At 65.1% G+C, this 20,177-nt stretch carries 29 protein-coding genes; 10 read left to right on the top strand and 19 right to left on the bottom strand.

Annotation, left to right across the window (positions count from 1 at the left end):
• Nucleotides 1-50: 50 nt before the first annotated feature.
• Complete coding sequence (locus tag H3H45_RS03105) at nt 51-497, bottom strand: DUF2141 domain-containing protein (protein ID WP_182832277.1); 447 nt, start codon at nt 495-497, stop codon at nt 51-53.
• Between the two features lie 32 nt (nt 498-529).
• Between H3H45_RS03105 and H3H45_RS03100 the strand changes: the two genes are divergently transcribed.
• Genes H3H45_RS03100 through H3H45_RS03085 form a run of 4 tightly spaced genes read left to right on the top strand, consistent with a single transcriptional unit; the run spans nt 530 to nt 4,033 of the window.
• Entirely contained in the window at nt 530-1,447 is a 918-nt protein-coding gene (locus H3H45_RS03100) for a dialkylrecorsinol condensing enzyme (RefSeq protein ID WP_182832276.1), read from the top strand.
• Nucleotides 1,448-1,466: 19 nt separating this feature from the next.
• Nucleotides 1,467-2,612: a beta-ketoacyl-ACP synthase III gene (locus tag H3H45_RS03095; RefSeq protein ID WP_182832275.1), complete on the top strand. Its 1,146-nt coding sequence runs from the start codon at nt 1,467-1,469 to the stop codon at nt 2,610-2,612.
• A gap of 3 nt (nt 2,613-2,615) precedes the next feature.
• Nucleotides 2,616-3,023, top strand: coding sequence for a hypothetical protein (locus H3H45_RS03090; protein ID WP_173210004.1), 408 nt, complete (start codon nt 2,616-2,618; stop codon nt 3,021-3,023).
• On the top strand, nt 3,020-4,033 hold the full coding sequence (locus tag H3H45_RS03085; protein WP_182832274.1) for a BtrH N-terminal domain-containing protein: 1,014 nt from the start codon (nt 3,020-3,022) through the stop codon (nt 4,031-4,033). The genes H3H45_RS03090 and H3H45_RS03085 overlap by 4 nt, the downstream gene beginning before the upstream one ends.
• A 78-nt stretch (nt 4,034-4,111) precedes the next feature.
• Here H3H45_RS03085 and H3H45_RS03080 read toward each other — a convergent pair whose 3' ends face one another.
• The 6 genes from H3H45_RS03080 to H3H45_RS03055 are packed head-to-tail and all read right to left on the bottom strand — an operon-like array spanning nt 4,112 to nt 8,500.
• Nucleotides 4,112-4,669: a hypothetical protein gene (locus tag H3H45_RS03080; protein ID WP_182832273.1), complete on the bottom strand. Its 558-nt coding sequence runs from the start codon at nt 4,667-4,669 to the stop codon at nt 4,112-4,114.
• On the bottom strand, nt 4,660-5,784 hold the full coding sequence (locus tag H3H45_RS03075; protein WP_182832272.1) for a beta-ketoacyl synthase N-terminal-like domain-containing protein: 1,125 nt from the start codon (nt 5,782-5,784) through the stop codon (nt 4,660-4,662). The genes H3H45_RS03080 and H3H45_RS03075 overlap by 10 nt, the downstream gene beginning before the upstream one ends.
• A complete protein-coding gene (locus H3H45_RS03070) occupies nt 5,781-6,050 on the bottom strand; it encodes an acyl carrier protein (RefSeq protein WP_182832271.1) in 270 nt (89 codons plus the stop codon). Before H3H45_RS03070 ends, H3H45_RS03075 begins: the two co-directional genes overlap by 4 nt.
• Nucleotides 6,032-7,219 carry an ABC transporter permease gene (locus tag H3H45_RS03065; protein WP_182832270.1) on the bottom strand — a complete coding sequence of 396 codons (1,188 nt, stop codon included), beginning with the start codon at nt 7,217-7,219 and terminating at the stop codon, nt 6,032-6,034. The genes H3H45_RS03070 and H3H45_RS03065 overlap by 19 nt, the downstream gene beginning before the upstream one ends.
• Complete coding sequence (locus H3H45_RS03060) at nt 7,216-8,100, bottom strand: ABC transporter ATP-binding protein (RefSeq protein ID WP_182832269.1); 885 nt, start codon at nt 8,098-8,100, stop codon at nt 7,216-7,218. The genes H3H45_RS03065 and H3H45_RS03060 overlap by 4 nt, the downstream gene beginning before the upstream one ends.
• The gene (locus tag H3H45_RS03055) at nt 8,093-8,500 is read right to left on the bottom strand and encodes a hotdog family protein (protein WP_182832268.1); all 408 of its coding nucleotides are present in this window, start codon (nt 8,498-8,500) and stop codon (nt 8,093-8,095) included. The genes H3H45_RS03060 and H3H45_RS03055 overlap by 8 nt, the downstream gene beginning before the upstream one ends.
• A 105-nt stretch (nt 8,501-8,605) precedes the next feature.
• Between H3H45_RS03055 and H3H45_RS03050 the strand changes: the two genes are divergently transcribed.
• Nucleotides 8,606-9,160, top strand: a complete 555-nt coding sequence (locus H3H45_RS03050) for a methyltransferase family protein (protein ID WP_182832267.1) — start codon at nt 8,606-8,608, stop codon at nt 9,158-9,160.
• A 75-nt stretch (nt 9,161-9,235) separates the two neighbouring features.
• Here the strand turns inward: H3H45_RS03050 and H3H45_RS03045 are convergent, their stop codons facing one another.
• Entirely contained in the window at nt 9,236-9,667 is a 432-nt protein-coding gene (locus H3H45_RS03045; RefSeq protein WP_182832266.1) for a hypothetical protein, read from the bottom strand.
• Between the two features lie 142 nt (nt 9,668-9,809).
• Between H3H45_RS03045 and pip the strand changes: the two genes are divergently transcribed.
• A complete protein-coding gene (gene pip / locus H3H45_RS03040; protein WP_182832265.1) occupies nt 9,810-10,781 on the top strand; it encodes a prolyl aminopeptidase in 972 nt (323 codons plus the stop codon).
• Nucleotides 10,778-11,215 carry a D-aminoacyl-tRNA deacylase gene (gene dtd / locus H3H45_RS03035; protein WP_182832264.1) on the top strand — a complete coding sequence of 146 codons (438 nt, stop codon included), beginning with the start codon at nt 10,778-10,780 and terminating at the stop codon, nt 11,213-11,215. The genes pip and dtd overlap by 4 nt, the downstream gene beginning before the upstream one ends.
• 73 nt (nt 11,216-11,288) lie before the next feature.
• Here dtd and H3H45_RS03030 read toward each other — a convergent pair whose 3' ends face one another.
• The 10 genes from H3H45_RS03030 to ubiE all read right to left on the bottom strand — a co-directional run bounded on the left by H3H45_RS03030 (nt 11,289) and on the right by ubiE (nt 17,736).
• Complete coding sequence (locus tag H3H45_RS03030) at nt 11,289-11,702, bottom strand: UPF0158 family protein (protein ID WP_182832263.1); 414 nt, start codon at nt 11,700-11,702, stop codon at nt 11,289-11,291.
• A gap of 51 nt (nt 11,703-11,753) precedes the next feature.
• Nucleotides 11,754-12,461: a 16S rRNA (uracil(1498)-N(3))-methyltransferase gene (locus H3H45_RS03025; RefSeq protein WP_182832262.1), complete on the bottom strand. Its 708-nt coding sequence runs from the start codon at nt 12,459-12,461 to the stop codon at nt 11,754-11,756.
• Nucleotides 12,458-13,246, bottom strand: coding sequence for a twin-arginine translocase subunit TatC (gene tatC, locus H3H45_RS03020; protein WP_182832261.1), 789 nt, complete (start codon nt 13,244-13,246; stop codon nt 12,458-12,460). The genes H3H45_RS03025 and tatC overlap by 4 nt, the downstream gene beginning before the upstream one ends.
• A complete protein-coding gene (gene tatB / locus H3H45_RS03015) occupies nt 13,243-13,608 on the bottom strand; it encodes a Sec-independent protein translocase protein TatB (protein ID WP_182832260.1) in 366 nt (121 codons plus the stop codon). The genes tatC and tatB overlap by 4 nt, the downstream gene beginning before the upstream one ends.
• A gap of 9 nt (nt 13,609-13,617) precedes the next feature.
• On the bottom strand, nt 13,618-13,887 hold the full coding sequence (locus H3H45_RS03010; RefSeq protein WP_182832259.1) for a twin-arginine translocase TatA/TatE family subunit: 270 nt from the start codon (nt 13,885-13,887) through the stop codon (nt 13,618-13,620).
• A gap of 21 nt (nt 13,888-13,908) precedes the next feature.
• Nucleotides 13,909-14,244, bottom strand: a complete 336-nt coding sequence (locus H3H45_RS03005) for a phosphoribosyl-ATP diphosphatase (RefSeq protein WP_182832258.1) — start codon at nt 14,242-14,244, stop codon at nt 13,909-13,911.
• Nucleotides 14,237-14,638 (bottom strand): phosphoribosyl-AMP cyclohydrolase, encoded by a 402-nt coding sequence (hisI, locus tag H3H45_RS03000; protein WP_182832257.1) that lies wholly within the window; start codon nt 14,636-14,638, stop codon nt 14,237-14,239. Before hisI ends, H3H45_RS03005 begins: the two co-directional genes overlap by 8 nt.
• Nucleotides 14,639-14,765: 127 nt before the next feature.
• The gene (gene ubiB / locus H3H45_RS02995; RefSeq protein ID WP_182832256.1) at nt 14,766-16,355 is read right to left on the bottom strand and encodes a ubiquinone biosynthesis regulatory protein kinase UbiB; all 1,590 of its coding nucleotides are present in this window, start codon (nt 16,353-16,355) and stop codon (nt 14,766-14,768) included.
• A complete protein-coding gene (locus H3H45_RS02990) occupies nt 16,352-16,966 on the bottom strand; it encodes a ubiquinone biosynthesis accessory factor UbiJ (protein ID WP_182832255.1) in 615 nt (204 codons plus the stop codon). Before H3H45_RS02990 ends, ubiB begins: the two co-directional genes overlap by 4 nt.
• Nucleotides 16,966-17,736: a bifunctional demethylmenaquinone methyltransferase/2-methoxy-6-polyprenyl-1,4-benzoquinol methylase UbiE gene (gene ubiE, locus H3H45_RS02985; protein ID WP_173209962.1), complete on the bottom strand. Its 771-nt coding sequence runs from the start codon at nt 17,734-17,736 to the stop codon at nt 16,966-16,968. Before ubiE ends, H3H45_RS02990 begins: the two co-directional genes overlap by 1 nt.
• 114 nt (nt 17,737-17,850) lie before the next feature.
• On the opposite strand from ubiE, the gene H3H45_RS02980 reads away from it, so the two are divergent.
• From H3H45_RS02980 to H3H45_RS02970, 3 genes are all read left to right on the top strand, one after another.
• Nucleotides 17,851-18,129, top strand: coding sequence for a polyhydroxyalkanoic acid system family protein (locus tag H3H45_RS02980; protein ID WP_160078213.1), 279 nt, complete (start codon nt 17,851-17,853; stop codon nt 18,127-18,129).
• A 119-nt stretch (nt 18,130-18,248) separates the two neighbouring features.
• Nucleotides 18,249-18,692 carry a phasin family protein gene (locus tag H3H45_RS02975; RefSeq protein WP_173209960.1) on the top strand — a complete coding sequence of 148 codons (444 nt, stop codon included), beginning with the start codon at nt 18,249-18,251 and terminating at the stop codon, nt 18,690-18,692.
• Between the two features lie 11 nt (nt 18,693-18,703).
• Nucleotides 18,704-19,459, top strand: coding sequence for a phasin family protein (locus H3H45_RS02970; RefSeq protein WP_182832254.1), 756 nt, complete (start codon nt 18,704-18,706; stop codon nt 19,457-19,459).
• A 50-nt stretch (nt 19,460-19,509) separates the two neighbouring features.
• Here the strand turns inward: H3H45_RS02970 and H3H45_RS02965 are convergent, their stop codons facing one another.
• Entirely contained in the window at nt 19,510-20,124 is a 615-nt protein-coding gene (locus H3H45_RS02965) for a TetR/AcrR family transcriptional regulator (RefSeq protein WP_182832253.1), read from the bottom strand.
• Nucleotides 20,125-20,177 lie beyond the last annotated feature (53 nt).

The following is a 20,177-nucleotide window of genomic DNA, read 5'->3' as shown; positions in this document are numbered from 1 at the left end:
TAACGCTCCGCTTATCCACCATTGCCGTCGACGTCGAGGCCTAAGCGTTTCTAAGGCTTGCCCCGCGGCGCCTGCAAACGAATCGTCAGCTGACTATCCGTCGCCCCATGCACGAACAGGCAATCCAGCGGCCTGGGCTTGCCATTGAGCAGGGCGGGGTTGTTCGAGAAACCCACCGGCTCCAGCGGTATGCCGCGTGGACTGAGGTCGAGACGGCCGTTGCCGTTGCTGTCCTGAAACAGCTGGATGGCGAAGCGCCCAGGCGGCAGGTTGCGCAGGCGCAAGACCGGCTCCTCGCCCTGGATTAGACGTAGCGGTGGCTCCTGCCACGCAGGGCGGTCGGCGAAGACCAGCGCCAGGTGCACGGCGCCATTGGCCTGTTTGCCTTCGAGGTTGACCAGAATGTCACCGGCCCAGGCTGGCGAGCTGACGAACAGCAGGCCTAACAGGCTTTGATAGCCGGCCCGGGTTACGGTTTGAAGAATTCGCTGTGGCATAATTCGGCCATTTTGCAGGGAATTCGCTCGCGATGCGCCAGGTTTTGGTGGTCCATTTTTCGCAAACCGGCCAGCTAGATCGGCTGGTGCAGTCGGTGTGCGCGCCGTTGCAGGCGTGCAGCGATATCCAGGTGGACTTCCTCGCCTTGCAGCCGGCGCAGCCCTTTCCCTTTCCCTGGCCGTTCCTCGGCTTCTTCCGCATCTTCCCGGAGACCGTGCTGCAGCGTCCGCAGCCGCTGCTGCCGCTGACGGTGGAGGCCGACAAGCGTTACGACCTGGTGATTCTCGCCTACCAGGTGTGGTTCCTCTCGCCATCGCTGCCGTTGACCAGCTTCCTCGCCTCACCCGAGGCCGCACGCCTGCTCAAGGACACCCCGGTGGTGACCCTGATCGGTTGCCGCAACATGTGGCTGATGGCCCAGGAGAAGGTCAAGCTGCGGCTCGCCGAACTGGGCGCGCGGCTGGTGGATAACATCGCCCTGACCGACGCCTGCGGCACCGCGGCGAGCTTCCTGGCTACCCCGCTGTGGCTGTTCACCGGCCGGCAGAAGGCTTACAGCTGGGTGCCGCGTGCCGGCATAGACCCGGCCGAGATCGCCGCCGCCAGCCGTTTCGGCGAGGCCATGGTCACGCGCCTGAGCGCCGACGGACTACCGATCGAGCAACCGATGCTCAAGGGCCTGGGCGCGGTGACAATCGACGAGAAGCTGATCGCCAGCGAGAAGGTCGGCAACCGCAGCTTTCAGCTGTGGAGCCGCCTGCTCGCCGCCCTCGGCCCGCAGCAGAGTCGTCGGCGCGGTGTAGGGCTGGTGGTCTATATCGTTTTCCTGTTGTGCCTGATCGTCACCGTGGTGCCGCTCAGTGCTCTGTTGAAGAAGTTGCTGGCGCCGTTGTTCAAGGCGCGTATCCAGCGTGAGAAGGCCTACTTTGCCGGCCCGTCCGGCGAGTGAAGTGACCCGAGGAATGCCCGTGGTACAACCCGTATTCATCAATCGCATCAGCGCCTGCCTGCCGCACGACCCGGTGGACAACGAGCAGATGGAAGCACGCCTCGGCCTGGTCGGCGGCCAGCCGTCGCGGGCGCGCAAGCTGGTGTTGCGGCGCAACGGCATCCAGCAGCGCCACTATGTGATCGACCCCGTCAGCGGCGAGCCGAGCCTGAGCAATGCCCAGCTCAGCGCCGCCGCCGTGCGCGGCCTGACCGGTGGCGGTTTCGAGCTGGCCGAGCTGGACTGCCTGGTGGCCAGCAGCTCGTCGCCGGACCAGGTAATGCCCAACCATGCAGTGATGGTCCAGGGCGAGCTGGGCAACCCGCCGTGCGAGGTGGTCTCCACCGCCGGCATCTGCCTGTGCGGCATGACCGCGCTGAAGTACGCCTGGATGAGCGTGGCCAGCGGCGAGAGCCGCAACGCCGTGGCTTGCGGCTCGGAAGTCGCCTCCAGCCTGATGCATGCGCGCAACTTCAACGCCGAATATGAGAGCCGCGTCGACGAGCTGGAACACCACCCGGAGATCGCCTTCGAGAAGGACTTCCTGCGCTGGATGCTCTCCGACGGTGCAGGCGCAGTGCTGCTGCAGGGGCAGCCGAATGCCAGCGGGCCGAGCCTGCGTATCGACTGGATCGACATCCTCTCCTTCGCCGACCAGATGCCGCCGTGCATGTACGCTGGCGCCGACATGCAGGATGGTCAGCTGACCGGCTGGAGCCGCTTTGATGGCGAAGAGCGCAACCGCCGCTCGGTGATGGCGATCAAGCAGGACGTCAAACTGCTCAACGACAACATCGTCAAATACACCGTGGAAGAGACGCTCAAGCGCATCATGGCGCGCCGCGAGCTGCGCGTGGCGGAGATCGACTACTTCCTGCCGCACTACAGCTCGGAGTTCTTCCGCGAGCCGCTGGCCGTGGGCCTGGCCAATGCCGACCTGCCGATTCCGCAGGAGCGCTGGTTCACCAACCTGACCAGCAAGGGCAACACCGGCGCGGCCTCGATCTTCATCATCCTCGAAGAACTGTTCAACGGCGGCAGCCTGCGCAGTGGTCAGCGCCTGCTTTGCTATGTGCCCGAAAGCGGGCGTTTTTCCAGTGCCTTTATGCACCTGACGGTGATTTAGCCCATGAAGCTCGACGAAGTGCCCCAGGACCATAGCTCCACCTACGGCGGTCACAGCAAGCTGGTCTACGCGGTGGACGCCAGTGGTCATTACCAGCGCGCGCAGAGCGATGGCTGGGAGCCGGAGGCCTATGCCACCCAGCTGGCGGTGGCCGAGCTGCAGGAGCAGGAAGCCGCCGCCGAAGCCGCCTGGCAGCGCGGCGAACTGTCGCCGCTGAAATGCCTGATGTACCGCTACCGCCTGGATGAGCCGGCGCTGGCGCAGATCACCGGGCTGTGGCAGTGGCGCATTCGCCGGCATTTTCGTCCGGCCATCTACCGGAATCTGAGCGCTGCCATCCTGGCTCGCTACGCCGATGCGTTCGGCCTGCCCGTCGCGCAACTGATCGCTTACCAGAAGGCCCCGGCATGACCCGCTTCGAACCGCATTTCCAGCACCGCCAGAGCGCCCATTGCGAGAGCGGGGTGATGGCCAGCCTGCTGAGCCATGCCGGCTTGCCGATGAGCGAGCCGATGGCCTTCGGTCTGGCGTCCGGCCTGGCCTTCGCCTACCTGCCGATCGTCAAGCTCAGCGGCATGCCGCTGATTGCCTACCGCATGCCGCCCAAGCAACTGATCAAGACCCTGAGCAAGCGCCTCGGCGCACGCCTGCACAGCCGCACCTTCGGCAACCCCGAACAGGGCCGTCGTGAGCTGGATGCGCTGCTCGACAGCGGGCGCCTGGCCGGCCTGCAAAGCTCGGTGTTCTGGCTGCCGTACTTCCCGCCGGAGATGCGCTTCCACTTCAACGCGCACAACCTGCTGGCCTACGGCCGTGACGGCGACGAGTACCTGATCAGTGATCCGGTGTTCGAGGAGCCGGTGCGCTGCGCCAGCGCCGACCTGCAGAAAGCGCGCTTCGCCAAGGGCGCGCTGGCGGCCAAGGGTCTGATGTACTGGCTTGACGACGTACCGCAGGAACAGGATTGGGAGAAACTGATCCGCCAGAGCGTGCTGTCGACCACACGTATCCTCGATGGCATGCCGCTGCCGTGGATCGGCATCCGCGGCATCCAGCACCTGGCCAAGCAGATCGAGCGGCTCGATCCTGCGCAGGCCAAATACAACCGCCTGTACCTCACCCATATCGTGCGCATGCAGGAAGAGATCGGCACCGGCGGCGCGGGCTTTCGCTTCATGTACGCCAGCTTCCTGCAGGAGGCGGGCGAGCTGATCGGCGCTGCCCCGCTGCAGCAGGCCTCGGTCCATCTCACCGCCATCGGCGACGACTGGCGCCAGTTTGCCTCGGCCTGCGTGCGTGCCAGCCGCAACAAGGGCGAGGCGCCGGATTTCCGCCCGATCGCGGAGATGCTGCGCGGTATTGCCGGGCAGGAGCGGGTATTGATGCAGGAGCTGGGCGCCTGGGCCAAGCGCAAGGGCTGAGGGGGAACGCCGAAGTCGTAGGGTGCGCCGTGCGCACCTCAAGATCCGTGCGAGGCGATCAGGTGCACACGGCGCGCCCTACAAACTGAGGCGCCGTACCTCGATGCCGGCGGTCAGCGCGGCGAAGTCCGTAGCTGGCGCGCCTGGCTGATTGCCTTCCAGCAACACCCCTTGCACGCGGAAGTCCTCGCTTTCCTCGACCAGCAGCAACAGCGCCTGGCCGATCAGCCCATCCTGCAAGTCCAGTTGGGCCAGCGCCTGTAGCTGCGTCCAGGCTCGTGGCCCGGCGCCGATAAACAGGTTAGGCCCTTCCAGGCCCAGCTGCTGGGCGACGTGGAAACCGGCGGCATTGCTCACGCTGTTGACGAATTCGAAGGGTTTCGGCTGCTTGTGCTGCACGCACACGGCATCCAGCAGCGCGCCCATGGTCGGTCGCGCCGGGTGGCGTGAGGCCAGGTACAGGCCGCAATCGCTGTGCACTTGCGCCTTCAGGGCCGCAGCTCCGAGCAGGGCCTGGAAGATCAGGCGGTCGATGCGTCGGGGCGGGCTTTCCAGCCACTGGCTCAGCGCCGCTTTCAGCTGCTTGTCGCTGGTGGCGGCGCTGCCGTGGATTTCACTGGCGGCGATCACTCGCATGAGGGTACTCCCGCGCTGCAGCCTTGCAGCACCAGGCTGGCATTGTTGCCACCGAAGCCGAAAAAATTGGCCAGCAGCAGGGCATCCGTTGCCACGTCGAGGGGCTTGTCCGGCAGGGGCAACAGCGCCTCGCTGGCGTAGTCCAGGCCAGGCAGGGTGCCCTGCTGCAGGCGCTGGGCCAGCAGCAGGGTTTCACTCAGGCCGCAGGCGCCCAGGGTGTGGCCGAGCCAGGGCTTGAGTACGCACAGCGCCGGCAGTTGTTCGCCGAATAGGCGGCGCATGCCGTTGTTTTCCGCGTGGTCGTTGGCGCCGGTGGCGGTGCCGTGCAGCTTGACCAGGGCCACCTCGGCGGCGTTGCGTCCGGCACTGCGTAGGGCCTGCTGCATCACCGCGTCGATATGGCTGCCGTCTTCGCGGGTGGTGGTCAGGCTGCTGGTGTCGCAGGCGCTGTAGCCGCCGAGCAGGCGCGCCAATGGTGCCGGGCCGGGTTGCAGGCTAAGCAGGCTGGCGGCATAGCATTCGCCGAGGATCAGGCCGTCGCGCTCGGGATGGAACGGCCGGTACTGGCCGCTGGCGCTGGTCAGCTCCAGCGCGCCGAAGCCCTGCATGGCCAGGGCGCTGGGCGTCTCGAAGGCCAGCACCACCACCCGTTGGAAGGCGCCGGCGGCGAGCAGGCGGGCGCCATACAGCAGACCGTTGGCCGCGCTGGTGCAGGCGGTGTTGAGGGTGAAAGCATCTAAGAAGCCGCGGCGCTGGCGCAGTCGCTCGGCCAGCAGATCGAGTGGCGTCGAGTGTTCCGGGCGAAAGCCCTGTTCGGCACTGGTGCGGCTTTCCAGCTCGGTGATATCCAGGCTGGTGCTGGCGATGATCAGCAGACAGTCGCTCAGATCCTTGGCGTCGGCACCGAGCAGCTCATCGAGCAGATGCTCCAGGCGCTGACCGAGGTCATCCGCGCTGGCGCCGGCATACAGGAAAGGGCGCGGCTGCTGTTGCTCATGCAGGAGGAACTGCTCTGCCTGCGGCAGCGTACCCTGGCCGAGGGCGCGGGCGGCACTGGCCAGGTCGTCGCCCAGGCAGCTGTGCAACACGCCGCGTTGCAGATAGACCGGAATCACTTTGTGCTGCTACGGATGTAGTCGGCAATGCTGGCGATGCTGCCAAGGATGCGCCGACCGTCCTTGGCGCCTTCGATACGCACGCCGTAGTGCTGTTGCAGGGCCAGGGACACCTGCAGGGCGTCCAGGCTGTCCATCGCGATGCGGCTCTTGCTGCCGAACAGCGGCTCGTCGTCGGCGATGCTCTGCCAGTCGATATCGTCTTCCTTGTCGCACTCGCGAATCAGCAGTTGCTTGAGTTGTTGTTCTAGTAGTGTGTGGTCCATTGCGTTTGCTGCACTCGGTGACGGAACAGGAGCAGCCCGGCGACCCCGCACACCGCTGCAAACAGCAGCAGGCGCGCGCAGTAGGGGGCGATGTCGAGCGATGAGCCGTGGCCCACCAGCAGGGTGAGGAAGGCGTCCAGCGCCCAGCTCATCGGGGAAACTTCGGCCAGTTGGGCCATGGCCGCCGGCATCACGCTTTTCGGCACCATGATCCCGCCGATGGCGGCGAGCAGGATGTTCAGCCCGCCGCCGAGCAGCAGCGCCTGCTCGCTGCTGCGCGCCAGGGCGGCCAGCAGCAGGCCGAGGCTGCAAGTGGCCAGGGCCACGCTGACTGCCAGCAGGGCATAAGCGGCGGTGCTGCCGGGCAGGCTCAGGGCCTGCAGGCCGATGGCGGGCAGGCCATACACACCGAGCGCCAGAAGCAGGGCGAACTGCAGCAGGTTGAGGGCGAAGTAGGGCAGCAGCTTGCTCAGGGCCAGGGTGCCGAGGCTCAGCCCCAGGCAGCGGAAACGCAGCAGGGTGCCGCTCTGCTGTTCGCGCTGGAAGCCGCCGGCCATCGGCAGGGTGATGAAGAACATGCCGAAGATCAGCCAGGCCGGCACGCTCAGCTGGCTGGCGTTGGCGCGGCCGCTGAGGTCGCCGCTGGCCAGCTCTTCCTGCTCGTCGATCTGGCTCTGGGTGCGTTGCTGCACCTGCTGCAGGCGTTCCTCCAGGCTCAGCGTCGGGTCGAGCATGCCGCTGTCGGCGAGGAAGGCCTGCAGGCGGGTCTGCGCCAGGGCGATGCTTACCGCGCTGTGCAGGCGCTGGCGCGCCAACTTGTCGAACTGCGCGGGGAAACTCAGGCTGGGGCCCTGGTGCGGGCTGTCCAGCAGGGTGGCGGCAAACTCGGCACTCAGGCGCACATGGGCCAGTGGCTCGGCGCTCTCGGCCAGCAGTTCGCTGCCTGGTAGCTGCGCCTGCAGGGCCGCCTGGAAGAACTGGCTGGAGTCGCTGGCGCTGGGGATGTCGAGCACCAGGCGCAGGGCTGGCGGGCGGTCCTGCAGGTAGCTGGACATGGCGCCAGCCATTAGCACTAGGAACAGCGCCGGCATGATGAACAGCACGGCCAGGGCATGGGGGTCGCGCAGCAGCAGGCGGATTTCCTTGCGCACCAGGGCTTGCAGCCTCATAGCCGGCCTCCGTTAAGGCGCAGATAGAGCTGCTCCAGCGACGGACGGCCGAAGCGCAGCAGACTGGGCAGCTGTTTTTGCGCGGCGATGAACTGGCTGATCTGCAGCAGTTGTTGCCCATCCAGCTGGGGTATGCGCAGGCCGCCGGGCAGTACCTCGACCGTTAGCTGCAGGCTGGCGAGCAGTTCCTGCAGGCCCGCCGGTGCGGCGTCCGGCCATTCCAGCAGCAGGCCATGGTCGTCGCCGAGCAGCTGGTGCTTGTCCAGGTCCAGGCGCACCTCTCCTTCGTGCAGCAGGAGGATGCGCTGGGCGACCCGTTCGACTTCTTCCAGGTAGTGGCTGGTGTAGATCACCGTCTTGCCGGCCGCACTCAGCTGTTCGATGGCGCCGAGCAGCAGTTGGCGGTTAGTGGCATCGACGCCCACCGTGGCTTCGTCGAACAGGTACAGGTCGGCCGGTTGCAGCAGGCCAATGGCGAAGTTCAGCCGGCGCTGCTCGCCGCCGGACAGGCCTTCGGCGCGGCGTGACAACTTGTCTTCTAGGGCGCAGGTGGCGATGCACTGCTCGAGGCGCAGGCGGCGCTCGTCGCCGCGCAGGCGATAGAGGTCGGCGAACAGGTCGAGGTTCTCGCGCACCTTGAGCCCGGCGTAGAAGGCCAGTTGCTGCGGCACCAGGCCCAGGCGCGGGGTGGCGCTCCAGCGCAGCTCGCCCTGTTGCAGCGGCAGCATGCCGCTGAGCAGCGAGAGCAGGGTGGTCTTGCCGGCGCCGTTGCTGCCGAGCAGGCCCAGGCACTGGCCGGCCTGCAGCTGCAGATTGATGCCCTGCAGCGCCGCCCGTTCGCTGCCCGGGTAGCGGAAACCGAGGTCGCGCAGCTCAAGCACGGACCAGCACCAGCAGCAGTTTGCCGTCGAGCAGCAGGCGCTCCTCGGCGTGGATGGTGAAGGCGTACAGTGCGCCGGCTGGGCTCAGGGTCTCCTGGCTGGCGGCGACCCGCAGCGCGCCCTGGCGCAGGCTCGGCTGGTGGTGCAGCTGCAGCTGCGAGAGCTTGCCGACCAGGGCCATTTCGATGGCACTATCGGCGCCGTATAGGGCACCATGCGCCGCGCACAATTGCGCCGCCGCCTCGAACAGCAGGCAGGGCGAGGCATCAGCGCCGAAGGCGGCGAGATGCTGCCAGGCGCTGAGCCCTTCGATACGCCGGGCGTCATGCGTCAGCAGGCCGTCCAGCCAGAGGGCGGGGCCTTGATGGGGCAGGAGCCTGTGCAGTTGGGTGCGATCCATTGCGGGCGGTCGAAACAGGTGGTCGGGCAGTGTAACAGAGGGCCTGCAGCAGGCGCAGCGCCTGGGCTGTGGCCTGCGGGGCAGATTGAACAAAGGAGTGCAAGGATGATGTGGCAGCAGTGGTTGGCCTTTGCCCTGGGCTCGGTAGCCCTGATCGGTATTTCCTGGCGGGTGCTGCGCCGTCCGCAGTCCCATGGTTTCTACCGCTTCTTCGCCTGGGAGGTGATGCTGGCGCTGCTGGTGCTGAATGCGCCGGTCTGGTTCGAGGACCGCTACGCCCTGCACCAGAAGCTGTCCTGGCTGCTGCTGTTCACCTCGTTGCTGGTGCTGGGGCTGGGCATCTTCCAGCTGCGCCGCGATGGCCGGCCGAGCGAGCAGCGGGTCGACGACGAGCTGTATGCCTTCGAGCGTACTTCGCAACTGGTCACCGGCGGCATCTACCGTTTTATCCGCCACCCGCTGTTCTGCTCGCTGCTGCTGCTGACCTGGGGCATCGCCTGCAAGCGCCTCGATGGCTTGACCCTTGGCCTGGGCCTGCTGGCCAGTGTGTTGCTGTACCTGGCGGCGCGGCGCGACGAGGCCGAGTGCCTGGCCTACTTCGGCGACGCGTACCGGGCGTACATGGCGCGCAGCAAGATGTTCGTGCCCTACCTGTTCTGAAGTCGTTGGCTTTGTAGCCCGGATGCAATCCGGGGGTGGAGTCGCCTGCTTCCCGGATTGCATCCAGACTCCCCATTATTCCCAGTCGAGCTTGGCCAGGCGCCATTCGCCGTCTTCCAGCCACCACTCCAGCTTGACGCTGTAGTGCTGGGCGCTGTCCGGGATCAGGCCCTCGGCGCCGCTCATGGCAATCTGCGCCTCGGTGTAGCCCTTGCTGCTGTAGGTCGGGTCGATGCGGCTGCTCTTGCTCAGGGCCAGTATCTTGACCTGCTTGTGGCGCAGGAACAGCAGGGCCATGGTGCGCCCCGCCCATTCACTGTCGTACTGCTGCTGGGCGCTGAACTGCGTGTGCAGCTGTTCCATGACCGTACTGGCTTTCTTGGCCTCCAGATTGTCCTGCAACTGCTGCACGGCGGCTTCCAGCGCCGCCTGCGGGTCGCTTTTGGTGCAGCCACCAAGCAGGGCGAGCAAGACGAGGAAAGGCACAGCAAATAGCTTGGTAGGCATGCTCAACTCCGTTTTCATGGTTATGATGGCCGCCACGACAGATGTTCGGCACCTGATCAAAAGGGACCTTAAAGTCTGCGCGGGATGGCTGCGAATACGCCGCGCCCGGGCAGGCTCTTTCGCACAGATTCGGGAGTGCAGCATGCAGACTTTGTATCCGGAGATTAAACCCTTTGCCCGCCACGAGTTGGCGGTGCAGGAACCGCACGTCCTCTATGTTGACGAAAGCGGCACTCCGGATGGGCTGGCGGTGGTGTTTATCCATGGCGGCCCGGGTGCCGGCTGCGATGGCGCCAGCCGCCGCTATTTTGACCCCAACCTGTATCGCATCGTCACCTTCGACCAGCGCGGCTGCGGCCGCTCCACCCCGCACGCCAGCCTGGAGAACAACACCACCCAGGAACTGGTGGCCGACATGGAGCGCATCCGTGAGCATCTCGGCATCGATAAGTGGGTGCTGTTCGGCGGTTCCTGGGGTTCGACCCTGGCCCTGGCCTATGCACAGACCCATCCGGAGCGGGTGCATGGGCTGATCCTGCGCGGCATCTTCCTGTGCCGCCCGCAGGACTTCCACTGGTTCTATCAGGAAGGCGCCAGCCGCCTGTTCCCGGATTTCTGGGAAGACTACCTGGCGCCGATCCCGGCCGATGAGCGCGGCGACCTGATGCAGGCGTTCTACAAGCGCCTCACCGGCCCCGACCAGATCGCCCAGATGCATGCGGCCAAGGCCTGGTCGACCTGGGAAGGGCGTACCGCCACCCTGCGCCCCAATCCGCAGGTGGTCGATCGTTTCAGCGAGCCGCACCGCGCCCTGTCGATCGCCCGCATCGAGTGCCACTACTTCGTCAACAATGCCTTCCTCGCCCCCGATCAACTGCTGCGCGATATGCCGAAGATCGCCCATCTGCCGGGGGTGATCGTGCATGGTCGCTACGACCTGATCTGCCCGCTGGACAATGCCTGGGCGCTGCACCAGGCCTGGCCCAACAGCGAGCTGCAGATCATCCGCGATGCCGGCCACGCCGCCGCCGAAGTGGGCATCACCGATGCTCTGGTGCGCGCCGCCGACCAACTGGCGCGGCGCCTGCTCGACCTGCCTCTCGAAGAAGCATGAAGGCACTGATCCAGCGCGTGAGTGGCGCACGCGTCGAAGTGGCCGGCGAAATTGTTGGTGCCATCGATCAGGGCTTGCTGGCGCTGGTCGGCGTCGAGCCGCAGGACAACCCGGCCAGTGTCGCCAAGCTGCTGCACAAGCTGCTCAACTACCGGGTGTTCAGCGATGCCGACGGCAAGATGAACCTGTCGCTCAAGGACGTCTGCGGCGGCTTGCTGCTGGTCTCGCAGTTCACCCTGGCCGCCGATACCAAGAGCGGCCTGCGCCCGAGCTTCTCCAGCGCTGCAGCCCCGGCGCTGGGTGCTGAACTGTTCGAACAGCTGGTCGAGCTGGCCCGCCAGCAGCACCCGCAGGTGGCCACCGGGCGTTTCGGCGCCGATATGCAGGTGCACCTGGTCAACGACGGGCCGGTGACCTTCCTGCTGGAAAGCTGAACGGTTCACTTTCGCTGCCCTAGCCCGGATGCAATCCGGGTTGGTGTTGCCGGTTTCCCGGATTGCATCCGGGCTACACACGCAACTCCAGTTCATTCTCCGCCAGCCAATCCAGCGCCAGCTCGCGCAGGCGTTCGGCCTCGAAGGCCTGCCAGGCAGATTGCACGTCGGGGAACTGGTTGAGAGCGTTGTGGAAGCTGCGTAGCGGCTTGCGGCTGTCCAGGGCGGCTTGCAGGGCGGTGTAGGCGGCCAGTTGCTCGACTTCCGGGAGAAACTCGGCCATCAACGCGAGCATCGCCCCTGGCGTCAGGCTATCCACCGCCAGCAGGCGCTCGGGCTCTTCTTCCAGCAGTTGTTCGATCTGTGGATCGGCGCCGACGGGTGGAATGTCGAGAATCCTGCCGCTGAGCAGGTCGAGGCGAAAGTCGCCGTTGGTGCTGACGAAGGCGGCGGCCAGGCGGTCGAGGTCGATGGTCAGTGGGCGCATGACGGACTCCGCAGTAGCTGGCGGTGTCTCAGACTATGCCGAAATCGATGATCAGAACAACCGCGCCAGCAGCACCGGCACCGCCGTTTCCACGCGCAGGATGCGTTCGCCCAGCTGCACCGGTTGCAGGCCGGCTTCGCGCAGCTTGTCCACCTCGTAGGGAATCCAGCCGCCTTCCGGGCCGATGGCCAGGGTCACCGGTTGCTCGATCGCGCGCGGGCAGGCTGGGAAGTCACCGGGATGGCCGACCAGGCCGAGGCTGCCGGCGGCGATGCCCGGCAGGCGGTCTTCGACGAAGGGCTTGAAGCGTTTCTCGATGATCACCTCGGGCAGCACGGTGTCGCGCGCCTGTTCCAGACCGAGGATCAGTTGCTCGCGCAGCGCTTCCGGTTCGAGAAAAGGGGTCTGCCAGAAGCTTTTTTCCACCCGGTAGCTGTTGAGCAGGATCAGCCGTGGCACGCCCATGGCGCTGATCGTCTGCAGCACGCGCTTGAGCATCTTCGGCCGCGGCAGGGCCAGCAGCAGGGTCAGTGGCAGTTTGGCCGGCGGCGTCTGGTCCAGGCTGACCTGTAGTGCGGCATGTTGTTCGCTCAGTTCCAGCAGGGTGCCGCTGCCCATCAGGCCGCCGAGGCGACCGACCCGCAGGCTGTCGCCGACAGCGGCGCGGTGCACTTCCTGCAGGTGCTTGAGGCGCCGCCCGGCGAGGACGACGCGATCCGCCGCAACGAAGTCGGCGTCTTCCAGTAGCAGCAGGTTCACGGCTGCGTTGCGGGCGGCTGGTCGCCGGCGTCGTCGTCCGGCTCATGCTCGCTGCGCTTGCGCACCAGGCCGCCAAACAGCAGGCCGACCTCGAACAGCATCCACATCGGCACGGCCAGTAGAGTCTGCGAGAAGATGTCCGGCGGGGTGAGGATCATGCCGACTACGAAGCAGCCGACGATCACGTAGGGACGGCTCTTCTTCAGGGTGTCGATGTCGACCACGCCGACCCAGATGACCAGGAATGTCGCCACCGGGATCTCGAAGGCCACGCCGAAGGCGAAGAACAGGGTGAGGACGAAGTCCAGGTACTCGTTGATGTCGGTCATCATCGCCACCCCTTCCGGGGTCACGCTGGCGAAGAAGTGGAAGATCAGCGGGAACACCAGAAAGTAGGCGAAGGCCATGCCGCCGTAAAACAGCAGGATGCTGGAGACCAGCAGGGGCATGGCGATGCGCTTCTCGTGTTTGTACAAACCCGGCGCGATAAAGCCCCAGACCTGATGCAGGATGATCGGCACAGCGAGGAACAGCGCGCACCAGGCGGTCAGTTTGAACGGCGTGAGGAACGGCGAGGCGACGCCGGTGGCGATCATCGTCGCGCCTTCCGGCAGGTAAGCGCGCAGCGGTGCCGAGACGATGGTGTAGATGTCCTGGGCAAAGTAGAACAAGCAGGCGAATACCACGAAGATCGCGATCACACAGCGCAACAGACGCGTACGCAGCTCGGTGAGGTGCGCTACCAGGGGCATCTCGGCATCCGGTTCGGTTTGGCTTTGACTCATGGCAGGCGCGTGGCCTCCGAAGGCTGGACGGGGGCGTTGCTGGCGGGACTCGGCACGGGCTCTGCGCTGGTTGCTGCGGGCGACTCGCCGGGCGCAGTGTCAGCCGGAGCAATGGCCGGCGGCAGGATCGACTGCTTGAGCTCGCGTTCCATCTGCAGGATCTGCTCGTTATGCAGCTGACGGCGTACCTCGTCGGCGCCGATCTCGCGTTCCACCTCGGCCTTGATCGCACTGAAGCTGCGCTTCAGCCGGCCGACCCACAGGCCGGCCGTGCGCGCGGCACCGGGCAAGCGCTCGGGGCCGAAGACGATCAGCGCCACCAGGCCGACCAGCAGCAGTTCGGAAAAGCCGATATCGAACATGGCCTGGGGTCAGTCCTTGCGCGCAGGCTCTTCGACCCGCTGGGCCTGGGCGTCAATAGTCTGCGGCTTGTGCAGCTGCTCGCCGGTGGCCGGGGCCGGGGCCGGTTGTTGCGGCTGCGGCTCGGCGGACTTGTCGTCTTCTTCGGTGTTCATTGCTTTGCGGAAGCCCTTGATGGTCTCGCCCAGGTCGGAACCGAGGTTCTTCAGGCGCTTGGTGCCGAACACCAGTACCACCACGATCAGAATGACGACCCAGTGTTTCCAGTCGAAAATGCCCATGTACTCAGTCCTCGCAAATGATCAGTCGGATGTGGGGCGCGCCGCTTTTTCGACGTGCCCGGACAGGCCGAAACGCCGGTCCAGCTCGTCCAGCACGGCCTGCGGGTGCTGGCCGAGAGCGGCGAGCATGACCAGGCTGTGGAACCAGAGGTCCGCGGTTTCGTAGATCAGGTCGCTGCAATCGCCGTTGATGGCTGCGTCCTTGGCCGCAAGAATGGTTTCGATCGACTCTTCGCCGACTTTTTCCAGAATCTTGTTGAGGCCCTTGTGATACAGGCTGGCAACGTAGGAACTGTCCGGCGCCGCGCCTTTGCGCGCCTCCAGCACCTCGGCCAGGCGGGTGAGGGTGTCACTCATGCTTGTGTTCCGTATGGTAGATGGCGTGCGGGTCTTTCAGTACCGGATCGACGGTGTGCCACGCGCCTTCTTGCCACACCCGATAGAAGCAACTTTCGCGCCCGGTATGGCAGGCAATCCCGCCTAGCTGTTCGACCATCAGGATGATCACGTCGGCATCGCAGTCCAGGCGCAGTTCGTGGAGCTTCTGCACATGGCCGGATTCCTCGCCCTTGCGCCACAGCTTGCCACGCGAACGTGACCAGTAGATGGCACGCTGCTCCGCGGCGGTGAGGGCCAGAGCCTCGCGGTTCATCCAGGCCATCATCAGCACGCGCCCGGTCTTGTGGTCCTGGGCGATGGCCGGAACCAGGCCATCTTCGTTCCAGGTGATTTCGTCGAGCCAGTCAGTCATCGCTATTCCGCCCGTCAGGGCTTGTCTCATGCTGCGCTGGGCGCAGCCGGTAAATGCTGGGCGCTGTTGGTGCAGGTGCTGCACACAATTGGCGCTCGGCTAGTGTGCCAGCCGTAGCCGGCACTGGCTATCGACGCAGGATCAGCAGCAGGCCGGCGCTCAGGCTGAGCCAGGCGGCCCAGCTGGCAACGGCAAGGCTCAGGCCCTGGCTGACGCCGCCGGCGATCAGAGCTGCGCCAACCAGGCGCAGTGGCCAGGCGTGCGTAGGCGCGGGCGCCACGGGTGCAGCCGCGGGCTGCTGGTTGAGACGCTCGAGGGTGTCGCGAGCCATCTGCGACAGATGCGGCACCTGCTCGGCCTGCTGCTGCAGGTTGCGCAACAGGTGCAGCGGGCTGATGCGTTCACGCATCCAGCGCTCGAGGAAGGGCTGCGCGGTACTCCACAGATCCAGGTCCGGGTACAGCTGGCGGCCCAGACCTTCGATGTTGAGCAGGGTCTTCTGCAACAGCACCAGCTGCGGCTGCACTTCCATGTTGAAGCGGCGTGCGGTCTGGAACAGGCGCAGCAGCAGCTGGCCGAAGGAGATGTCCTTCAGTGGCTTCTCGAAGATCGGTTCACAGACGGTGCGGATGGCCGCCTCGAAATCATTCACCTTGGTTTCGGCCGGCACCCAGCCGGAGTCGATGTGCAGCTGCGCCACGCGGCGGTAGTCGCGTTTGAAGAAGGCGATCAGGTTGCGCGCCAGGTAGTCCTGGTCCTCGGGGGTGAGGCTGCCGACGATGCCGCAGTCGATCGCGATGTACTGCGGGCTCCACGGCGTGCGGGTGCTGACGAAGATGTTGCCGGGGTGCATGTCGGCATGGAAGAAGCTGTCGCGGAATACCTGGGTGAAGAAGATTTCCACGCCGCGCTCGGCCAGCAGTTTCATGTTGGTGCGCTGGTCGGCCAGGGTGGCCATGTCGGTCACCGGCACGCCGTAGATGCGCTCCATAACCAGCACTTTCGGCCGGCACCAGTCCCAGTACACCTGGGGTACGTAGAGCAGGTCGGAACCATCGAAGTTGCGCCGCAGCTGGCTGGCGTTGGCCGCCTCGCGCAGCAGGTCGAGTTCGTCGTAGATGGTCTTCTCGTAGTCGCTGACCACTTCCACCGGGCGCAGGCGGCGCGCATCGGCCGAGGCCTTCTCGGCGAGACGCGCGGCGAGGAACAGCCAGGCGAGGTCCGAGCGGATGATCGGCTTGAGCCCGGGGCGGATCACCTTGACCACCACTTCCTCGCCGCTTTTCAGCTGCGCCGCATGGACTTGGGCTACCGAGGCCGAGGCCAGTGGTTCCACTTCGAAGCGGGCGAAGACCTCAGAGACGCTGGCGCCGAGCTGTTCTTCGATACGTGCCACCGACTCGGCGGCAGGGAAGGGCGGCACCTGGTCCTGCAGCTTAGCCAGCTCGTCGGCCATGTCCGGCGGCAGCAGGTCACGACGGGTGGAGAGCAGCTGGCCGAACTTGATGAAGATCGGTCCGAGGTCTTCCAAGGCCAGGCGCAGGGCTTCGCCACGGCTCAGCTGCGAGGCGCGGCGCGGCAGCCAGCGCCAGGGCAGGACGAAGCGCAACATGCGCATCCAGGTGGGCAGCGGCAGGTGCAGCAACTGGTCGTCGAGGCGGTAGCGAATCACCACGCGCAGGATGCGCAGCAGGCGGCGGGCGGCAAGCAGCTTCATTCGGAGGGTTTTACCTTGCGGGCGAGGTGCTCGATACGCGCGTCGAGGCGGTCGAGGGCGAGCTTGAGGTGGTCGAGTTCGGCGAAGCGTGCGTCAGCCTCACGCTGGCCGACCAGGTGGCGCGATTCTTCGCTGAGATAGTCGGCGAGGTTGTGGCGCAGGCTGTCCAGGCTGTTGCCGGCCCAGCTCGCCCGGCTGCGCAGGTGGCCACTGAGCAGCTGGCTGCCGACCGGGCCGAGCCAGCGCGACAGCTCGTATTCCCAGTCCAGTTCGAGGTCCTGGAGGATCTTGGTCAGCTCCAGCAGGACGGCGCTGTCGCCCTCCAGCTCGACTTCCGGGCGGTGCAGGACGCTGGTCTTGTCCTTGGCCAGGGCCAGGCGCAGCAAACTGGCAGCCGGGGCGCGCAGGGTGCAGTCGGCGCCACTCCACTGGCTGGCCAGCTGCAGACCCTCGCCGCTGGGCAGGAGGAACAGTTGCAGCGCCGGGCTCTGGCAATCGATGGCGATGACCTTGCCGTCCAGCCGGGCCAGGCGCGGCAGCGCGGTGCTGTCCATGGCCAGCACGCGGTTGAGGCCGTGTTCGACGCCGGCCAGTAGCCCGCTAAGTAGCATTACGGCTTGATACCACGGTGCAGGGCGACGATGCCGCCGGTCATATTGTGGTAGGTCACGCGCTCGAAGCCGGCTTCGACCATCATCGCCTTGAGGGTGTCCTGATCCGGGTGCATGCGGATCGATTCGGCCAGGTAGCGGTAGCTTTCCGAGTCGTTGGTGATCAGCTTGCCGGCCAGCGGCATGAAGGCGAACGAGTAGGCGTCGTAGGCCTTGGCCAGCAGCGGGCTGGCGGGTTTGGAGAACTCCAGTACCAGCAGGCGGCCACCTGGCTTGAGCACACGCAGCATGGAGCGCAGGGCGTCTTCCTTGTGGGTGACGTTGCGCAGGCCGAAGGCGATGGTGACCACGTCGAAGTGGTTGTCCGGGAACGGCAGTTTCTCTGCGTCGGCCTGGACGAACACCACGTTGCCGGCCACGCCCTTGTCGAGCAGGCGGTCACGGCCGACTTTCAGCATCGACTCGTTGATGTCGGCCAGTACCACTTCGCCAGTCGGACCAACCAGGCTGGAAAACTTGCGCGCCAGGTCGCCGGTGCCGCCGGCGATATCCAGCACGCGGTTGCCCACGCGTACGCCGGACAGTTCGATGGTGAAGCGTTTCCACAGGCGGTGCATGCCGCCGGACAACACGTCGTTCATCAGGTCGTATTTGGCCGCTACCGAGTGGAACACCTCGGCGACCTTCTCGGCCTTCTGGCTTTCCGGGACGTCCTGAAAGCCGAAGTGGGTGGTCGGTTCGCTGTCGTGGGCCTTGCGCGGGTCATTCATGTCGCGGTCACCGGAATCAAAGTGGCGGCCATTCTAAACCCGTGGCCGGCCTTTGTCTTGGCGCCAGGCGGCGCGGTATAGTCGTGCGACACTAGGTCGCTGTCGGAGTTGTGCATGGCCCGTATCACCGTCGAACGTTCTCACTCCCTTGGCCGCGAAGCCGCTCGCGAGAAAGCCGAGATGCTCGCCGAGCGCTTGGCCCGCGAATACGACGTGAAATACCGCTGGGCCGGCGACACCCTGGAGTTCAAGCGCAGTGGCGCCGACGGCACCATCGAGGTGAGCGCCGATCAGGTGCGCGTCAAGCTCAACCTCGGCCTGCTGCTGTCGGCCCTAGGCGGCACCATCAAGCGCGAAATCGAAGACACCCTGGACAAGCATCTGCAGGCTTGAAAGCCGGGGTGGACAATCTATTTCGCGACCTAGTATGTGATTTCTAATTTTTCTCCCTACCTTGAGCTCAAGTCCTGCAAAAGGACCAACTTTCCATCACATTGAGCGTGAGGTGCCCCATGGCCACTAAAGCCGTCGTTAAGAAGAAAGCCGAAGTCGAAAGCAAAGCTACCGTCCTGACCGATGTGAAGGCCTACGCCCACAAGGTCTGGCTGGCCGGTCTGGGTGCCTATGTCAAGGCAGGCCAGGAAGGCGCTGATTATTTCAAAGAGCTGGTCAAGGCCGGCGAAGGCGTTGAGAAGCAAGGCAAGAAGCTGGTGAACGAGCAGGTTGAAGCTGCCAACAGCCAGATCACTACTCAGCTGGAAAGCGTCAAGACCAGCGTTTTCGGCGTTAAAGAGAAAGTTGAAGTGCAGCTCGATAAGGTCGAAAAAGCTTTCGACAATCGTGTTGCCAGCGCGCTGAACCGCATGGGTATTCCCTCCAAGCAAGACGTTGAGGCACTCTCTGCTAAGCTGGACGAGTTGAATGCATTGCTTGAACGTGTCGCGCGTACCCAATAAGGAGAGGCAGGATGGCTGTTAAAAAAACTACCGCTGCAAAACCCGCAGCTAAGAAGCCAGTGGCAAAGAAGGAAACCAGTTCCTGGATCGGCGAGATCGAGAAGTACTCGCGGCAGATCTGGCTGGCAGGCCTCGGCGCCTATTCCAAGGTCAGCAAGGACGGCACCAAGCTGTTCGACGGTCTGGTCAAGGATGGCGAGAAAGCCGAGAAGCAGGCCAAGACCGAAGTCGACAAGCAGCTGGGCGCGGTGAAAACCACCGTTGATTCGACTGTTGGTTCGGCCAAGTCGAAAGTCGACGAAGTCAAAGACAAGGCCCTGGGTAAGTGGAACGAACTGGAAGAGGCTTTTGACAAGCGCCTGAACAGTGCGATCTCCCGCCTCGGTGTGCCGAGCCGCAACGAAGTGAAGGCGCTGCAGGCCAAGGTTGATACCCTGACCAAGCAGATCGAGAAGCTCACCGGTGTATCGGTGAAGTCGGTCGCCAAGCCAGCTGCCAAGGCCGTCGCCAAGCCTGCAGCTAAACCGGCCGCCAAGCCGGTTGCCAAAGCTGCTGCCAAGCCTGCGGCTAAACCGGCTGCCAAGCCGGTCGCCAAAGCTGCGGCCAAGCCTGTTGCGAAACCGGCTGCCAAGCCGGCAGTAGCGAAGAAGCCGGCTGCACCGAAAGCTGCCGCCAAGCCGGCCGCTGCCAAGCCTGCTGCTCCGGCCGCTGCACCTGCAGCCGCTGCTCCGGTAGCTGCTCCGGTAGCACCTGCTACCCCGTCCTGAGTTTCCGCTCAGTACCACAAACGCCCGGCCTAGTGCCGGGCGTTTGCGTTTCAGGCTTGCAGGTAGCGCTGCGCGATGTGTTCGGCGGCGTGGCGTGAACCCGGAGTGAGGTGGGGGGCGACCAGCATCATGATCTGGTAGACCACCAGGCGCACTTCGCCATCGGCACCGACGATGCGCTGGTAGTCGAGGGAGAACAGCAGGGTCAGGGTGATCTGTTCGACCAGTTGACCGAGTGACTGGGTTTCGCTGAGCAGCTGGCCTTCGGCCTTGAGGCGGGCCAGCAGGGTGGCCAGAGTACGCTTGAGCTGATTGAGCCAGTGGCGAATACCACGTGCCAGCTTGGGCAGGCGTCCGGCCAGGTTGGACAGATCCTGGAACAGGAAGCGGTACTGCGCCAGGCGCTCGACGATCAGGTGCAGGAACAGCCAGTAGTCCTCGGCGCCCAGTTCGACATCCAGCGGCGGATCCAGCAGCGGCGCCATATCGCTCTGGAAACGCTCGAACAGCTCGAGGATCACCGGCTCCTTGCCATGGAAGTGGTAATACAGATTGCCTGGGCTGATGCCCATTTCATTGGCGATTTCGAGGGTGGAGACGTTGGGTTCGCCCTCCTGGTTGAACAGGTTCAGGGCGCATTCGAGGATGCGGTCGCGAGTCTTCATTCCATGAGCATTTTATGGCCGCGGGGCTTCGACGATAACCGGCCGAGCGCTGC

This window comes from Aquipseudomonas guryensis, from assembly GCF_014164785.1.
Classification (GTDB): Bacteria; Pseudomonadota; Gammaproteobacteria; order Pseudomonadales; family Pseudomonadaceae; genus Aquipseudomonas; species Aquipseudomonas guryensis.
Note: the sequence above shows the minus strand (reverse complement) of the source record. Positions and strands in the feature narration are given on the sequence as shown.

Excerpts from the sequence above, each read along its gene's own strand:
- H3H45_RS03085 (WP_182832274.1), top strand. The coding sequence starts at position 3,020 with ATGACCCGCTTCGAACCGCATTTCCAGCACCGCCAGAGCGCCCATTGC.
- H3H45_RS03055 (WP_182832268.1), bottom strand. The coding sequence starts at position 8,500 with ATGGATCGCACCCAACTGCACAGGCTCCTGCCCCATCAAGGCCCCGCC.
- H3H45_RS03010 (WP_182832259.1), bottom strand. The coding sequence starts at position 13,887 with ATGGGCATTTTCGACTGGAAACACTGGGTCGTCATTCTGATCGTGGTG.
- ubiB (WP_182832256.1), bottom strand. The coding sequence starts at position 16,355 with ATGAAGCTGCTTGCCGCCCGCCGCCTGCTGCGCATCCTGCGCGTGGTG.
- ubiE (WP_173209962.1), bottom strand. The coding sequence starts at position 17,736 with ATGAATGACCCGCGCAAGGCCCACGACAGCGAACCGACCACCCACTTC.
- H3H45_RS03030 (WP_182832263.1), bottom strand. The coding sequence starts at position 11,702 with ATGCGCCCACTGACCATCGACCTCGACCGCCTGGCCGCCGCCTTCGTC.
- pip (WP_182832265.1), top strand. The coding sequence starts at position 9,810 with ATGCAGACTTTGTATCCGGAGATTAAACCCTTTGCCCGCCACGAGTTG.
- H3H45_RS03105 (WP_182832277.1), bottom strand. The coding sequence starts at position 497 with ATGCCACAGCGAATTCTTCAAACCGTAACCCGGGCCGGCTATCAAAGC.
- H3H45_RS02965 (WP_182832253.1), bottom strand. The coding sequence starts at position 20,124 with ATGAAGACTCGCGACCGCATCCTCGAATGCGCCCTGAACCTGTTCAAC.
- tatC (WP_182832261.1), bottom strand. The coding sequence starts at position 13,246 with ATGAGTCAAAGCCAAACCGAACCGGATGCCGAGATGCCCCTGGTAGCG.
- H3H45_RS02970 (WP_182832254.1), top strand. The coding sequence starts at position 18,704 with ATGGCTGTTAAAAAAACTACCGCTGCAAAACCCGCAGCTAAGAAGCCA.
- H3H45_RS02990 (WP_182832255.1), bottom strand. The coding sequence starts at position 16,966 with ATGCTACTTAGCGGGCTACTGGCCGGCGTCGAACACGGCCTCAACCGC.
- H3H45_RS03070 (WP_182832271.1), bottom strand. The coding sequence starts at position 6,050 with ATGGACCACACACTACTAGAACAACAACTCAAGCAACTGCTGATTCGC.
- H3H45_RS03090 (WP_173210004.1), top strand. The coding sequence starts at position 2,616 with ATGAAGCTCGACGAAGTGCCCCAGGACCATAGCTCCACCTACGGCGGT.
- tatB (WP_182832260.1), bottom strand. The coding sequence starts at position 13,608 with ATGTTCGATATCGGCTTTTCCGAACTGCTGCTGGTCGGCCTGGTGGCG.
- hisI (WP_182832257.1), bottom strand. The coding sequence starts at position 14,638 with ATGACTGACTGGCTCGACGAAATCACCTGGAACGAAGATGGCCTGGTT.
- H3H45_RS03065 (WP_182832270.1), bottom strand. The coding sequence starts at position 7,219 with ATGAGGCTGCAAGCCCTGGTGCGCAAGGAAATCCGCCTGCTGCTGCGC.
- H3H45_RS03045 (WP_182832266.1), bottom strand. The coding sequence starts at position 9,667 with ATGCCTACCAAGCTATTTGCTGTGCCTTTCCTCGTCTTGCTCGCCCTG.
- H3H45_RS03100 (WP_182832276.1), top strand. The coding sequence starts at position 530 with ATGCGCCAGGTTTTGGTGGTCCATTTTTCGCAAACCGGCCAGCTAGAT.
- dtd (WP_182832264.1), top strand. The coding sequence starts at position 10,778 with ATGAAGGCACTGATCCAGCGCGTGAGTGGCGCACGCGTCGAAGTGGCC.
- H3H45_RS03080 (WP_182832273.1), bottom strand. The coding sequence starts at position 4,669 with ATGCGAGTGATCGCCGCCAGTGAAATCCACGGCAGCGCCGCCACCAGC.
- H3H45_RS03050 (WP_182832267.1), top strand. The coding sequence starts at position 8,606 with ATGATGTGGCAGCAGTGGTTGGCCTTTGCCCTGGGCTCGGTAGCCCTG.
- H3H45_RS02975 (WP_173209960.1), top strand. The coding sequence starts at position 18,249 with ATGGCCACTAAAGCCGTCGTTAAGAAGAAAGCCGAAGTCGAAAGCAAA.
- H3H45_RS03005 (WP_182832258.1), bottom strand. The coding sequence starts at position 14,244 with ATGAGTGACACCCTCACCCGCCTGGCCGAGGTGCTGGAGGCGCGCAAA.
- H3H45_RS02980 (WP_160078213.1), top strand. The coding sequence starts at position 17,851 with ATGGCCCGTATCACCGTCGAACGTTCTCACTCCCTTGGCCGCGAAGCC.